We start from the raw sequence: 14,601 nt of genomic DNA, 5'->3' as shown, positions 1-14,601 counted from the left end.
GCATCGCGGGAAATGACGAGGGTTAGATATCCCCGCCAGTTGCCATCACGGGCCGAGAAGGCAGCCGCCGTCTTGACTGGTGAGCGCACCGCGACGATCGCAGAGTTACGCGGGAAGCAAGGATGAGGCCCGTGAAGCGGGCGGCGGATCCGTGACCTGCTGAAGTCGGCGGCAAGCTGAGTCTGCGTCACTCAGAACCAAGGGCCCCGATCGCACGCTACGCACGGGCAACGTGGTCCGAGTGTCGGCGTCACCGGCCAATCGACCGCTGTCTACCCACTCCGCAAATTTGCGGAGTCGGACGGCGAGAGGGGTTGGCTAATCTTGCTGGATCCGATCACCCAAGCGACATCCGTTCTCTTCAAGCGTGCCACCAACCACCCCGCTGAGTGGCTCTCAATAGATTGCGGAGTGTTGCGCATGGAAATGGAAGTGCACCCGCAATCACACGTAGCGTCTGTCAACGCGCCGTCTGCGAAAGCTTGGCCGGTTGATGTCACGCGGGTGAGTTGAACTCAACCCGTCGGACTTCCGGTCTCAGCGGTGATGATTCCGCAAATTTGCGGAATGGTAGGGAGCAAGTTCGGAGATTCCGACGCTATCGCGAGCGTCTCGCTGCGCCGCCAAGACGGGGGCCACTCTCCCAAAAGATAGGGAGCGGCGGTCGAATGTGCAGTTGATGGCCATCCATGCGACTGAGACGCATGTGGCGCATCGCTGGTTCGCATCAGCCGACAGAAAACCTGCACTTATGCCGAACTAGTTCCATGCGGGGAGCCCATACTCGACAATGTCGCGTGCAAGGGCTACGAGTTTGTTCCCTTGCCTCTTAGCCAGCGATTTAAACGCTTCTCGTTGCCCTTCGCTGGGCATGGCCAGCCGGGGGTTCTCGTGATCGATTAGTAAGTTAAGCGGGGAGACTGTGATAAGAGTGGGTATCGAGGCAAGATACATACTCCGCTAAATCGCCGTCAATTAGATTTTGGACCTAAATTGACGTTAGCGCCCCCGTCAGCCCCCAGACTCCCGGCCGGGGTAGGCTCGCCGAAAGTTGATGGCGGCTATCTCGTCGCAGGCCGTGAGAAGTGCCCGGCCGATCTGAACCGCCTCCAGGCGCGTCCGGCGTAGTTCCTCGCTGCAGCCGGCGCTCGGGTGAGCCGCTAGCCGCTGCTTCAGCCCCTCCAGCTGCGCCTCACAGGCGAACATCTGCGAGCGCAGACGCATGGCGCGGACAATTGAATCGGTCAGCGCGAAAGATTCAGCCACTTCTTGGGGCGACATTTCGGCATTCTAGCCGGTGCGCGGGGAATGCAATCCGGCATCAACAACTAATCACTGACCACCCGCTCCAGCATCTCGGCAGCGACCCTAATAATCATCTTGCGGCCCTCGACCTGTGCGACAACCGTTAGCGGCAGCAGCATGCTTTGCCGCCGTGCGTTGACCGTTCCGACCGCGTCGTGGGCAGCGGTAGGGTCCGAGATGACGCCTTCTATTCCGCCGAAGTCCCCCGACTTAATCCGCACTCGATCGCCAACCGCGAAGATGGTGTAGCCCATTGCGATACCAGTCGTGGGGTTTATTACAAAACCGACAGGAAAAAGGTTACGCGATCGTCTGTGGAAATCCTATTTGATATCGCGCAGGGCCTAATAAATATTCTGCGTTGATGCGCGAGCGTTTACGCAGACATCGCCACGGTCCGCCACGCCGGCGTGGTCTGCCGCATGAATCCAGAGGGATGGCAGACGCCACGAAGGCTACGCCAGCCGAGAGACATAGATTCCCGCCGCTATCTTTAAATGGCCGAAACGAGCGAAAAGCGACAGGCTAGGTGAGGAGAATCCCGCAGCGGTGGGGCCGCACACTTAATCACACACTACCAAATTATGGGCGATTTAGCGACTAAGGGGCGCCTTCCCTACAACGCCATCGGCGTTTTGGATGGCGATAAGGAGGATCAAAGCCACGGATGTATCGTCCTCCCAGGCAGTGAGGCTCCGGAAAGGATGGTCTTCGGAGAATTAAAAGCGAATGGTTGGGCGCAACTCTTGGATCGCTTCGGAATCGGTGCCGGATCTCTCTACCAATTTCTAGACGATGCTATTCGCGCCCCTGACCATCACAAATGGACCGAGCTTGTGGGTGATCGCATCCTCAAAAGCAAGCAGAGCGTATGGGAGATTCTTGCGAATCAGTGGGCACGTACCTGCGTCAGGCCAGATGATGCAAAGAGAGTGACTGACGAGATTAAGGCGGCTGTAGCGCGAGCTTCTGAACGACCAAAAAGGCAGTCAATCGAAGTGACGGAAGCTGTTGATGTCGCAGCAGCACATAAAGAAGAAGTGACGTCGCCGGCGGAGCTGTCAGATGCAGAGCGTCCCGAGCGACACATTTATCAAGATTTATTCGGAAACGACCCCTAGTCCCCAGACTCACGGCCGGGGGCAGGGGCGATCTGGTCCGGCTACTACTTGCGGAGTACCTTGACGACGGCGTAGATAGCCGAGAGCCAGAAAGCGGCAATGATGCTGACGATAATGACTTCCATCAGCCCAAGACCAAACAGCGCGACAACGATGAGCTTCTCCATGCTCCGCATTCTAACCGCCGGCGCGGGAATACAATCCTGCCGCCTAGGACCCTTCAATGCCGGACCAGCCAAACTTCCTGCGCGGACCGACCTGGGTTGAGTGGATCGTTATCGCTGGGGTTGCACTGGTGACCTACCTCGCGTTCTTCGATCCGCAATTCTTTGAGTAATTGCCCTGCCTTTGAGGAGCTCCGCACTTACGTACCCTACACCCCCGGCTGAGGTATGTAGAATGTGGCGATGAGAGAACTCGCTTACTGGTCGATCGGCCTGCCAATCGTCGCATCCGCGCTCCCTTTGATTAGGCCCACACCGGGGTTCATTGAACTTGCCTTGCTGGCGTGAGCTATCTGGATTGTCTTGCGAGTACGTCGGGGCCGGAGATCGCGTACCGGACGGGCGTTTGTCCTCGGTGGGGGAATCGTGTTCGCACTGACCATCATGGCCACGCTCGCGGACGCCATGTCTCCCATTGGCTCTCGGAGCATCTGGCCGATCGTCTGACTAGTTACTGGCGCGTCCGCGATGCTAATTGGCGTCCTCTTCGTTGTCCCGCCGAGTAAGTAGTTAACCATTCGTTGAGGAAGAGTTATCACTCCGCCGCCGAGGCCACTAATCGCGCTCTTCGCAATGCCCAGAATGTAACTTAATGACAGAGCGTCTTCTTGGACGACTCAGCGCCTACGGCACTCGGGCGCGCTCAAGGGTCCTCTACTCTTATCACCACGTGATCGGGCACTCAATGTGGTCGACAGGTTGACGGCCTAGGTAGTCGCACACCTACGAAGTCACTGGCCCAGTGCCGCTGTCATTCCGCAAATTTGCGGAATTGGACACAGGGCGACGCGGGACAGGCCTATCTGGTCGGATAATGGGACTTCCGTAATGGAATGACCCGCTATACGCACCTCAGCGCCAACAAAGGGCAGCTACTCCCTCCTCTACCTCGGCGCCGTCGCGCCGAAATCGCCATTTTCCTCTGTTGAACGGCGACGCCTTCCTTCTTCGGCGTTTCCACCACTGCCCGACGCGCAGGTGTGCGAGCTAGGCTGCGCCCCGTGGCACTTTTTCCACTACCGCAGCTACCCCTGCGAGAGTGTCCATCCGTACACTTACGCATGGAAGCCTACCTAGGAATCCGCATTTAAGGAACAACGCATGAAGACAGCAACGCGAATTGCTCCATTACTTGTCAGCAGATCAGAAGCGAGAGTGCTACTTGGATGCTCCCGCAACTTCTTAACGAAGCTTGAAAACCGAGGCCAGCTGACTCCGGTCGTGCTGGGAACACGATGCCGTGCTGCTCGTTACCGAATGAGTGAACTTGAGCAGCTGATCGAGAATGCGACGCGCAAGACACCCATCGCTGTTAATCACTAAAAACAAGAACGGCGCCGACCCGAGCGAATAGGTCGACGCCGTTCCCTTGTTCCGTCCCCCGCTGGCAGGCGGGTTCCACTAACACCAACAGAATTATGACGGCTACTAAGGCTACCGGGAAGAGGGCTAAAGCTCTAAAGGTCTCCAATTTTAAGGAGTCGCGAGGTGGGGGACGGAGATATCTGAGGCCAAGCGAAATTGCAGAACAACTCCGCGCTGCAATCGGCGATGGACCTTACCGACTGGACAGCCAACTCTTTTTTGATGATCCGCAGCATGGAGTCTCGTTCTGCACGAAGGTGCCAGAGCTGTTCGGCATCGTGAAAGAGCGGGCGGCGGTCGAATGGTCTCTCGATCCGTCGGCTGCTAGCCATGCGGAAATTCTGGCGGAACTATTGCGTACCTCCCGTTCGTTTGCTGGCGTCGAATCCGACTATCCCCACTTTCCGCCACTTGCCAACACCTACTACTCACACGCGGCGCGTGACCTTCCTGAATCGGGGAACGGAGCGTTTGACGCGCTTCTCGACCACTTTCGCTACGAGGAGCCAGCAGACCGTGGTTTCACTGCGGCATCATTCATGTCCCCTGCGGTCGGCCTTCGTGGCGGCAAGCGTCCCGGGGTTTGCGTCACTTCGATAGATGGATGTGGTAGCGGGAAATCGACTCTCTGCGGGTGTATAGGGCTGCTCTACGGTGGCGACTTGCGCTTCGAAGAGAATGTGCCAAGCGCTGCTGAGTTGTCGAAGCGGATCCTCTCCGTCGAGGGCATGAAGCTACGAGTTGTTCATCTCGACAACATTAACGCGCAGAATCTCGCGAGTCCCGTCGTTGAGACGTGCATCACTTCTGAAGTTATCTCTGGCAAGAAGCTGTACGTCGGTGAGGGGCGTCGCCCAAATACGTTGACGTTTCTGATCAACGGCAACGATCTGACATTGTCGAGCGACATGGCGCAACGCTGTTTGCAGATTCGACTACGAAAGGGCGAGTTCATTCCGGGCTGGGACGCGCCAGCCTTTATAGATTCGAACCGGAAGGCCATTCTCGCCGACATCCGAAATATCTTGTTGAAGCCACCGGCCAAGATTCGCCGCCATTCTCGATGGGCTGCCTGGGAGAGCGAAGTTATTGCCCGATTAGACGATCCCGAATATCTACTGCGAGTGATGGCTGAACGCCAACTCGCCTGCAACGGTGACGCTGAAAACGCCGCGATTGTTGCCGAGTACTTTGCTGATCAGCTGCAGCGGCTCGGATTCGACCCATGTTTGTCGCGGGTTCGCATACCGAATGACATCGCCCGCGACTGGTACTGCCAAGCACTCAGACTCAATCCTCTGCCGAGTCCAGTTGTCGCCGGAAGATCTCTCAAGAAGGCCATTCGAGACGGAATAGCGCAGCTTGGCGACGCTCCGGGACATGGCGCTAGCCGAGCGCTCCTTTGGGCCGGCACTGATTCCGACTCAAAAACGCCCACTGCCGATATCCCACACAGGACAGATGGACAGATCTCGGACAGATGATCGGACAGATCGTGTTTTCCAACTCACTCGGCGAAAGCAGGCCTTTCATACTCTTTTGGACAGATGGACAGATAAAAATGGAGAAAAATAAACGTGGGGGCCTTATGGAGGAAAGGTTTACAAATCATCTGCCCCATCTGTCCATCTGTCCTGAAACGGTCAACGCCCCACTGAGCATCGAGTATCGAAAAATCATTGGACCACCCTCGAAGACGCATTCCTCAGTGCCAGAAGCACCAGCACATCGACCACGCCGATCGGCTTGCAAGCCTGAAGCCCCCATCGAGTTCCGCCGCCTGAAGCGTCACTCCGCTATCACGCAAGATGTCGTCTCTGCATTCGAGAGCGGAGAGTACTCGGATTGGCCATCTGCGCTTGCGGCACTGGTGTTCGCGCTCGCTGCCGAAGTCGACCGTTTACAGCGCCTTTCAAATCAAGCACTCGACTCTTAGGAGCAAGACAATGAATATCGTGGGTAACAATCAACTTGAAATTCAAGATCAGCAGCGCCTGGACGAGTGCGAGCAGGTCATTGAGAGGGGGCTGAGCACGTTCGTCGAGGTCGGGTCCGCGTTGAAGGAAATTCGGGGAGGCCGCTTGTACTCAGCCACACATTCGAGTTTTGAGTCGTATTGCAGAGATCGCTGGGCAATCTCGAAGCCTTACGCGACGCAGCTGATCTCTGCCGCACAAACGCGTGCAGTCATTGAGGCGGTTGCAGTTGCAACCACACTGCCGACAACTGAATCACAGGCCAGGCCACTATCCGCAGTGCCACTAGAGAAACGCGCGGCACTGTGGCAACAGGCTGTCGACACCGCACCGCGAGACGAGCTCGGCACTCCGATCGTCACTGCCGGGCATGTGAAGCGTACTGTCGACGCCTGCCGCAAAGGCCGGATCAGTGACGGAACCTCGTTCAATGTCGAGGAGATCGAAGCGGCCGACGTACCTCCGCCTCCGAAGCTGAAGAATGGCGCGCCGCTAGTTCCCACGAAGGACCGCAAAGAGGCGGTTGCAGCATTGGACCGTGTCTCTCGGTTTCTTGAGCGCGCGGGGTGCTACGAACAATTCTTGCGACCATTGAGTGCGATTAGAGAGGCCATTGCTACGACTCGCGGCGAGGCGTCAGCTTAATGACGTCGAGTGGCCCGCGCTTCCCACGCCTGCGGGAGTGCTCAAGGCCGCGCACGTCGATCCCGAGGAGGGAACGCCGAGAGCAACTGCCACCGAAGCACGATGGCCTTCCACGATGCCTGAAGCTAGTTGGAAGCGTGGGTGATTAGGGGGCAAAACGACGCAGAGATCGCCACGCCAACTAGATAACATCCATGAAAGCGCGAAGGGGGAGATCCCGGTTCCGATTCCTACCTAGCGTGGGTCCCCCTAGGGGTCCCTGAGAGCCTCGATTTCTCACACAAAATGGTCGGATAATGGGTCTTTCTGTAGAGAATAGCCCGGTATACGCACCCCCACCTCCGTCCTAAGGCGTCTGTACAGTAGTTCCAACGCTCAAGCGGATCGGTATCGCAGCGCCATTGGAGCCATCGAGACGGGCCGACAAACGCTTCTGCACGCGGGGGCAGGCCTTGGCGTTAAATCCAGCCTCACGACGCTTCGCAGCACATCAGCAGAACCACTACTGCTCCCAAGCAGCCGCCGTTTCGACGCCGATAACCACGTGCCGGGCGTGACCGTTTGGTCCAAGGGAGCGAGCGGCGACGAGTGGCGAGACGCCGAAACTATCGCCAAGTGCCTTCGAGCTTAGAGCAGTACCGCTGGGCATCCATCGCGTCGCCTAGCAAACGTCGGCTTCAACTTAGTCGCATCTAACCTCGGTAGGGCGAGCAGCCGAACACCACGAGAGTGCAGCGCAATGGCGACTCCGCAAATTTGCGGAATTGGGCGACGGTTGAGATGGATGAGACAGCAGAAGGAGGGAATGACCCAAGTGAGTGAATCGCAACCACCACGGGGAGCATGGGACTCGGCGCCGCTCGTCGTGATTCCGGTCTACGTCGCGAGATGCCCGCATTGCTCTTCAGAGAAGTACAAACCCATTCGCGGCACGAAGAGCAGTGATGGCAGCCGGACCAGTCGGCGCGAGTGTTCATGCTGCGGACAGCGGTTCGTTGTGATTTCCGAGCGAGTCTAAGACTTTGCCAGAGCTTGGCAAATCGAACTGGACACGCCGATAGCATTAGCTTGGAGGAAAAACACCTTTGAGCAATTCAATCATCAGCATCGGGCAAGCCGCTCAGCTACTGCAGGCCATGCCGTCACGGATCAGCGCCGCGGCGGTCGAGCTTTGCATCGAACCGGCTATGCGGATCAACTGCATCGACCATTTCGCTGAGGCCGACCTTGAGCGGATTGCCGAGCATCTTCGCCTCGAAGTAGTCCACGAAGCCGACAGCCCGCAAGAGGAAGCCTAGCCCATGGCGCGAAAACCCATGTTTGGCCCGAACGGTAAACCCATGATTGGGCCGAATGGCAAGCCACTCATCTGTGAGCCGGGGAGTCGGTGCTGCGGAGGAGATACACCAGGCGATTGCACGACACCCCCTGGGCAATCGATTGGGTCGTGCGACGACTTAGTAGGCGTGCATAGCATTCTCGAATGCTTTTTCCGCATGCCATACATCGTTACGGTGACTTTCACTGATTGCGACAATTGCAATTGGTCGGTTCTCAACGGGTCTTACTTTTTCCGGTCTGGCTACGACCAGTCAACTGGAAACGCAGACATGCAGCCGTCGTGCCTTTTGTGGGCAAAACGTACTGAATTGCTCGATTGCAATGCCGGTGCGGGAGATCTGCCGACTGGTGACGGCTGGGAGTGCTGCCCAACCGCTGGCGCTAGCTGCTACTACGACTCGGAGACGGGAGAGTACTATTTGCAGGCCAGCCTAGGCGCGAGCAGCGTCAACGATGCAGACGAGTACGCCTGTTACGTCGTACGCAGCTTACCAATTCCGATGCCAACGACGATTGAGTCGGGCATAACATTCGTTTTTCCGGCTGGCGCGTGCGAAGGAATTGACGATTCCGATCCCTGCTCAATGTGCAACAATTTCGTTGGCGGAACTATCGAGTTTCTGGGCGCACCGTGCGACGACACTGCTGGCGATACGTGCGTCAACAACCCCATCGTGCCGAACTTCACGCTAGCGAAAGTGTCAGGCTGCCGCTACGAAGTTTCGAATGTGACGATCGACGGCATCTGCGTTGACGCAGAGACGGAGTGCTACTGGAGCGATGGCGTCGTTGGCTGCGACCGTGGAGGCGCGACGGTAGGATTCGTGGGCTGCGGCGATCACGCGGCTAAAGACCTGACCCTTTGGGTGGTCGACAAGCGTGGGTGCGTCGGCGAGGTCACGCACGAGATCCCCGGATGCTGCAACTGCGACGACGCCGACGGCAGTGCTTGCTCCGACCCAAACATGACCCTGCTCGCGTTCGAGCGAGTAGACGCGGACGGTGAGCCTTGCATCTCCCCCATCCTCTGCGGCGAGCACGTCGAAGGGGGTTTCGACGACTGCGCGGGTGATACTGGCTACTACCGCACCCGCTGGCGAATTGAGGTGGATTTCGACGAGTTCGATAACTGCGGCAACACCTGGGCTATGGAGGCGACATTCTCTCAGCCAGGGAGTACCAGCACGGGCAACGTCTATACGACGAAAGAGTTCTACATCGAGGACGTGCTGGAAGGGTACGCCGCGAATGCCTGCCTCAGCATCCGCTTCTTCGCCGTCACGAGCATAGATCCTTTGTTAGGCTGCGCTGCCAACGCTTTTAATGGAGTGAATGGTGGCTGGTACTGGGCGGCCGGCATCCGCAACAACGACTTCTTCCCAGGCAACTACAACTGGGGCTGTCACACGCCCGCGGCGCCGAACTGCAGGCCAGCGAACGCCGAAGGGTCATCCACGCCCGGCGACGTGTGCTACTACAGCATGAACTGCGTGCCTGGCCAAGGCTTCGGCTACCCCGGAGCAGTGCCATCTTGCGAAATACCCGAGGAGTGCTAAATGGCGGGTGAACCTCCTAAAACGTTCGTCGCAGAGAACGCCCGCGCCTCCGCTGGCGTCGTCCTCTTGGAGCGTCCGGTTCGGTTCGTTGAAGGCAAGATCGTCGACGAAGTGACTTGGGCGCAGGCAGGCAAGCCGGTCACGCTACGGCAGCAACCGCCGGAGCCGTCGCTCGCGCGGAAGGCATTTAACTACGGCAAGGCAATCGTGCATCACTTAGCCGCCGGAAAACCACTGGCGACCGACGAGCAAGTGGCCTCGCGGCACCGCGTGTGCCAGAGCAACCTGTGCGGCCTCTACAAGCCGCTCGCCGAGACGCACGGCGTGTGTTGCCATCCCAGTTGCGGCTGCCCGTCGAAGGCTGTTGGCGTCATGGGCCGGAACAAGCTGAGGCTGGCGGACCAGGAGTGCCCGGCGACCAATCCCGAGACGGGCCAGCGATTTTGGGAGAGGGTTGATTCACCCGCGCCTCCGCCCGCGGTATGATGGGGAAGCCCGCCAACCCATTCCGACGCAGGAGAAAAGTCATGGACAGCTGCTGCAACGAAACCGACCCGTGCCAAGTCTACGATGGCTGCGGACAACCGAGCGGCAATCTTCTCGAGCCAATCACGCCAGCGACCATCCGCGGCGATGGGTTTGTCGCTGACGGCTTCGTTGTTGGCGATCGCTTCACTGGCGTGATTCGTCCTAATGAAGCGGAGTGAGCCCGCCATCTATAAGCAGCGAAGCGATGGACCACAACCGCGAATTACCCGGCGATCAATGCAGCTGCGACTGCGGAGGCTTGGATCTGCACGGCACCGCCTGCAGCGTGGAAATCTCCGAAGTTACCGCCACCTGTGAGTTTGGCCAGTGCGGAGATGGCGAACTAGTGGACGCCGCGGCGGATGTGGCGTTGGCCATTGAAGGAGGCGATGCCTTCGATCAGGTCTTGGCGGCCGTAATGCGATCGTTCGCCGGGGAGCTTCAAGGCGTGACGCGAGTAGTCGTCAGTGAGCAGACGCCCGATGGACCGATCACCTACCTCGACAAGTCAGTTGACGGCGATGCCACCCCGCCGACCATGGCGGAGATCGTGGGGTAGAGTCGCTCACAAAGATTTTCAAATTCCGCAAATTTGCGGAGTCTACTTTCGCTTCGGCCTCTTCGCGCCGACTTCTGGCTCACTGGGGTGGCGGTCAAGGACATCTCTCGACTGAGGTGGCCTCTAGGCGCCCCATCCGCGAAACGGCTGCTTCAACGTATCGGGCGGATCCCGGAGCGTGGACGGCGCCGGCGGTCGAGTTCGACAACGAGGCGGCGGTTGGCGATCGGTGAGCCAGGTCCCAACCGTTGGGACCTGCGGCGAGTAGGGCTTTCGGCCCCGATCTTTGGCAATTCGGTGTAGCCCGTGCCGCGCGAGTAGCGTCCCGGCGCGGGCGTTATTTGCTGAATCGCGGCGAGTTCTCGTTAAATGAAAGTCCCCCCTCACAGCAAGTTTGAGTGCTGCGAGGGGGGATCGACGGTCAAGTATTGTTGTGAGGGCGTTAGACCTCCACCAGTTGAAGCTCTGTAGCTCCGGCGTCGATGTGATCCGTACCGATGCCGTCGTAGTCCACGATGCGATCATTTCCAATTTGATCAAAGGCATAGTCGAACGTGGTCGCGAAGTCGTCGTCGCCGTGGTCGATCGCCAAGCTATCGCTCAAGAGCTGGTAGACTTTCAGGCCATTAACCGTGGTGACTTCACTCAGGCCACCTTCGAGTGCGGGGTTAGCTCCTTCAACGCCGACGAGATTGGTGTCTCCGTGATCGATGCCGTTCTCGTCGTCGTAATCGATGCCGATTAAATTGTGCACGCTGGCGCCACTGAAAATTCCGAAGATGTCTGGCGCACCGAAGGTGTCCTCATTTCCGGCAACGATCGTGTTGTCGAGCCGGACGGTTGAAGAACTCGCTGCGTTAACACCGCCGCCCTTGTCTGAGGCAATGTTATAGGCGATCGTCGCATTGACGACTCGCACATCGGTGCCACCGTAAGCATGAATCCCGCCGCCGATTCCGGCTTCATTCTCAGCGATGGTGCTGTTTACGATCGTGACATCCGCAGTTCCGTATGCGGCTAGTCCGCCGCCGTAGTAGGTCGCCTCGTTTCTCCAGAGAGTCGAGTTCCTCAACGTGAGGCCGCCACCGCTTGCCACGTAGATGCCGGCACCGTCACTAGCCGAGTTTTCGTCGATCTGAACACGATCAATAGTGGCCGAGGGGGAAGCGACGTAGACGCCGCCGCCATTGAACGGAGTTGCTCCGCCGGTAATCCGCATCCCGCTGATGACCGATGAAGTCGCAGTGGGACTGACATACATGACGCGACTGCTTGGCGCGGCTGCGACTGTCAGCTTGTCGGCTCCAGGGCCCTCAATTTTGACTTCGCTGGTTACCGACAAATACCCCCAAGTTGACGAAAGCTGAATCTCGTCGTCCGCCCAGCCTGATTGGTCGAAGGTGATCGTTTCACTTCCTACGAGCGCCGCCGACAGTGCCAACGCTTCACGCAACCGGAGCGAATCGGTCGTCGCTTTGAGGTCAACGGAATTATCTCGATCATCATCGCTGCGGACGATGAGCGTCGTGCCGGTGCTGGCTTCGTAGGCACCGATGTCGCGTGCGCCGTCGGCACCGTTGGGGTAGGTGCCATTTGGCAAGTCGTACTCGCCCGTGAAACCAACGCCGCGCTGGTCGTAGGTTGTTGTGTAGTCATTGCTACCCTTGTCAATCGCCGGGCTGGTCGTCTTGAGAGCGTGCGTTTTCGTCTTGCCGCCGTAGTCGCCGAGCGGCGCAAGTCCTGCAGTGTTAGGACTGCTCAGTATGATGTTGCCGTTCGTGTTGCTCAGACCGCCGGCTCCCCCACTGCCGATGAGGTTGTAAGTGCTGTTAGTTAAGTCGACTGAACCCAAGATATCCAGCTTGGTACTGGTCGAGTGAGCCGTGTTCTCAGATACGATTGTGTTGTGGAGAACCGGGTCCGACGTGTTGTTGAGACGATGGAGACCGCCGGCATCGTTGCCGATGTTGTAAGCGATCGTGGAGTTGATAAGGCTAAAGGAAGCTAAGCTGTTCTGCAGGCGAATGCCGCCACTGTAGAGCGCATGATTTCCTGAGAACGTGCTGTTCGTGATCTCGATCGACGCTGTGTTTGTACTATCGGCGCAAATGCCGCCGCCAGCGGAATAGGTCGAGGTGGCAAGTCCCAGGGCCACGTTGTTGGAAATGGTACTGCCGGTGATTTCCACTTCGCCGTCGTCGACGCTGAGATAGAGGCCGCTGCCGAACGACGCATGATTGCCGTCGACGGTGCTGTTGCGAAGGTAGAGCCTGGCGGTCCCTGTCAATCCGTTCTGGGTGAGAATGCCGCCGCCATAGCCTGAGGACGTGGTGGTATTGCCGCTGACGACGACGCTTTCTAGCGTCAGCACGCCGTTGTTGAGAATACCGCCGCCAGTGGAGACGTTGCCGCCGCCCGTTACGGTAAGGCCGCTGATGGTCGCGTCAGCGCCCGGTACAATCGAGAAGATCCGGCTGAGGCCGTCGCCATCAATTGTTAGTCGGCCGGCGCCTGGGCCAACAATATTAGCATCGCTGTCGACCACGAGCTGCGTGCCATCGAGCGTAATGTGATCGATCCACTTCGCGAAGGCGATGATGCGCGCCCCGTCGTAGCTAGAGTCCGAAGCGAGGGAAAGCGCTTCTCTCAAGCTAAGATCGTGGAAGCTGTAGTCACCGTCGTCGACGTCCTCTTCAGTCGTGACAATCAGCGGAGCAACGTCATTCTGTATCGCGGCTGCAACGTTTTGTCGCCAAAGCAACGCGTCGAGTTCGTCGACCACGCCATCGCCGTTGACGTCGCCGGGTGCTTCACCGTCTTCGAAGAGTCGTGGGTTGCTGTTGGTAATCCCGTTTCCATCTCCGTCGCCGCCGCCATCCCAAATCGGCGGTAGGTCGTCCGGCGGATTTTCGGCTTCAAAAGCGAATCCATAGGCGTGCACGTTTTTAATAAAGTTGTAGCTCGAACTAGAAGCGCCGTTGGCTGTATTCGAAGCGAAGCCTGCGCCAATGCCCGGTCCGTGAGTACTGTCCTCAAGACGACCGCTCATCGTTATCTCATTGCCGTTCTCTATATCCACAACAAAGTTGACGTAGATGTTCGCGCCGGTGGTGGCGACGGTGTACGGCTCCTGCCCTTCTATGTCAACGGTGAGCAGGCCTGAGGTTTCGTCATACTCCTCCAAGTCTGTGTGTTTAATGTCTGTGTAATGTTGAAAGGTAATCGTGCCAATTGCGTCGCCGTTTAGGCCAATGGTAATTGAAGCACGCTGATCTAGACGCGCCCCAGAGTCGTAGCCACCTGCCATGGCTTCGCCGAGTCCAATCAGATAGAGGGCGCCGTAAAACTTCTTGGCGACCGACGGATTGCTGTCGTCAAACTTGAACCGACCGTCAATCTCTCCGTATGGCATCGAAACATTCCCACCCGCCGACCCTTCGCCGCCTTGATTGGCGCTGCCAACCTGAACAGATTCCATTGTCACACTGGGGACCGCTATCCGATTCGCTCCTGTCACGGGCGACGCTCCGTCCCATATTTCAGGGATGATGAATCCCGCGATCTTGGCAAATGCGTAACCGTAGCCATCTCCGTCCGCAAGCGAATCGGAATATTTGCGTAGTAAGTTGTCTTGTTGATCATCCACGGGTTCGTTGTCATTGGGCGCATTCGCCGCCTCAGCTCCGGTGTAGATCTCCGTTTCTAAATCTTTCCCAGAAATGCTCGCGTCCATGCGAATCCACGACCCTACTGCGGAGCTGGTCAGCACACGGCGGTCTTCAAGGATCTCATAACCCAATTGCGCAGAAGTAAGGCGTTTAGCGACTCTCGAGCTTGTGCGTACTCGCTTCAGACCGAGCTTCGCCATCGTCCGATCCCACGAGCTAGGAAGTCTGCGCATTGGTAGCCTCTCATCCTTTGATTGCTGGAAGACGCGAGTTTCGTGCGGCGCAAGAGAAGGATGCAGCTGCAGACCTATAG

The 14,601-nt window shown here is 58.0% G+C and carries 13 protein-coding genes; 9 read left to right on the top strand and 4 right to left on the bottom strand.

What is annotated here, in order from left to right; genetic code table 11:
- Positions 1-1,011: 1,011 nt before the first annotated feature.
- Together ACQY7R_RS06885 and ACQY7R_RS06880 are read right to left on the bottom strand one after the other, a co-directional pair.
- The gene (locus ACQY7R_RS06885) at positions 1,012-1,281 is read right to left on the bottom strand and encodes a hypothetical protein (RefSeq protein ID WP_428304854.1); all 270 of its coding nucleotides are present in this window, start codon (positions 1,279-1,281) and stop codon (positions 1,012-1,014) included.
- Between the two features lie 47 nt (positions 1,282-1,328).
- Positions 1,329-1,559 (bottom strand): hypothetical protein, encoded by a 231-nt coding sequence (locus ACQY7R_RS06880; RefSeq protein WP_428304853.1) that lies wholly within the window; start codon positions 1,557-1,559, stop codon positions 1,329-1,331.
- A gap of 330 nt (positions 1,560-1,889) precedes the next feature.
- On the opposite strand from ACQY7R_RS06880, the gene ACQY7R_RS06875 reads away from it, so the two are divergent.
- Positions 1,890-2,426: a hypothetical protein gene (locus ACQY7R_RS06875; RefSeq protein WP_428304852.1), complete on the top strand. Its 537-nt coding sequence runs from the start codon at positions 1,890-1,892 to the stop codon at positions 2,424-2,426.
- A 44-nt stretch (positions 2,427-2,470) separates the two neighbouring features.
- Here the strand turns inward: ACQY7R_RS06875 and ACQY7R_RS06870 are convergent, their stop codons facing one another.
- Entirely contained in the window at positions 2,471-2,593 is a 123-nt protein-coding gene (locus ACQY7R_RS06870; protein WP_428304851.1) for a hypothetical protein, read from the bottom strand.
- A 1,679-nt stretch (positions 2,594-4,272) separates the two neighbouring features.
- Here ACQY7R_RS06870 and ACQY7R_RS06865 point away from each other — a divergent pair.
- The 8 genes from ACQY7R_RS06865 to ACQY7R_RS06830 all read left to right on the top strand — a co-directional run bounded on the left by ACQY7R_RS06865 (position 4,273) and on the right by ACQY7R_RS06830 (position 10,620).
- Entirely contained in the window at positions 4,273-5,499 is a 1,227-nt protein-coding gene (locus ACQY7R_RS06865; protein ID WP_428304850.1) for a hypothetical protein, read from the top strand.
- On the top strand, positions 5,496-5,951 hold the full coding sequence (locus tag ACQY7R_RS06860; RefSeq protein WP_428304849.1) for a hypothetical protein: 456 nt from the start codon (positions 5,496-5,498) through the stop codon (positions 5,949-5,951). The genes ACQY7R_RS06865 and ACQY7R_RS06860 overlap by 4 nt, the downstream gene beginning before the upstream one ends.
- A 10-nt stretch (positions 5,952-5,961) precedes the next feature.
- Entirely contained in the window at positions 5,962-6,636 is a 675-nt protein-coding gene (locus ACQY7R_RS06855; RefSeq protein ID WP_428304848.1) for a hypothetical protein, read from the top strand.
- A 1,085-nt stretch (positions 6,637-7,721) separates the two neighbouring features.
- Positions 7,722-7,934, top strand: a complete 213-nt coding sequence (locus ACQY7R_RS06850) for a hypothetical protein (RefSeq protein ID WP_428304847.1) — start codon at positions 7,722-7,724, stop codon at positions 7,932-7,934.
- A gap of 627 nt (positions 7,935-8,561) precedes the next feature.
- Positions 8,562-9,533 carry a hypothetical protein gene (locus ACQY7R_RS06845; RefSeq protein ID WP_428304846.1) on the top strand — a complete coding sequence of 324 codons (972 nt, stop codon included), beginning with the start codon at positions 8,562-8,564 and terminating at the stop codon, positions 9,531-9,533.
- Positions 9,534-10,019 carry a hypothetical protein gene (locus tag ACQY7R_RS06840; RefSeq protein WP_428304845.1) on the top strand — a complete coding sequence of 162 codons (486 nt, stop codon included), beginning with the start codon at positions 9,534-9,536 and terminating at the stop codon, positions 10,017-10,019.
- 41 nt (positions 10,020-10,060) lie between these two features.
- The gene (locus tag ACQY7R_RS06835) at positions 10,061-10,240 is read left to right on the top strand and encodes a hypothetical protein (RefSeq protein WP_428304844.1); all 180 of its coding nucleotides are present in this window, start codon (positions 10,061-10,063) and stop codon (positions 10,238-10,240) included.
- 26 nt (positions 10,241-10,266) lie between these two features.
- Positions 10,267-10,620 (top strand): hypothetical protein, encoded by a 354-nt coding sequence (locus ACQY7R_RS06830; RefSeq protein ID WP_428304843.1) that lies wholly within the window; start codon positions 10,267-10,269, stop codon positions 10,618-10,620.
- 442 nt (positions 10,621-11,062) lie between these two features.
- Here the strand turns inward: ACQY7R_RS06830 and ACQY7R_RS06825 are convergent, their stop codons facing one another.
- A complete protein-coding gene (locus tag ACQY7R_RS06825) occupies positions 11,063-14,488 on the bottom strand; it encodes a choice-of-anchor Q domain-containing protein (RefSeq protein WP_428304842.1) in 3,426 nt (1,141 codons plus the stop codon).
- Between the last annotated feature and the right edge of the window lie 113 nt (positions 14,489-14,601).

The organism is Lacipirellula sp. (assembly GCF_965279485.1).
In the GTDB taxonomy this organism is placed as follows: Bacteria; Planctomycetota; Planctomycetia; order Pirellulales; family Lacipirellulaceae; genus Lacipirellula.
The sequence above is the reverse complement of the archived record's forward strand: the minus strand, read 5'-3'. Positions and strand labels throughout refer to the sequence as shown.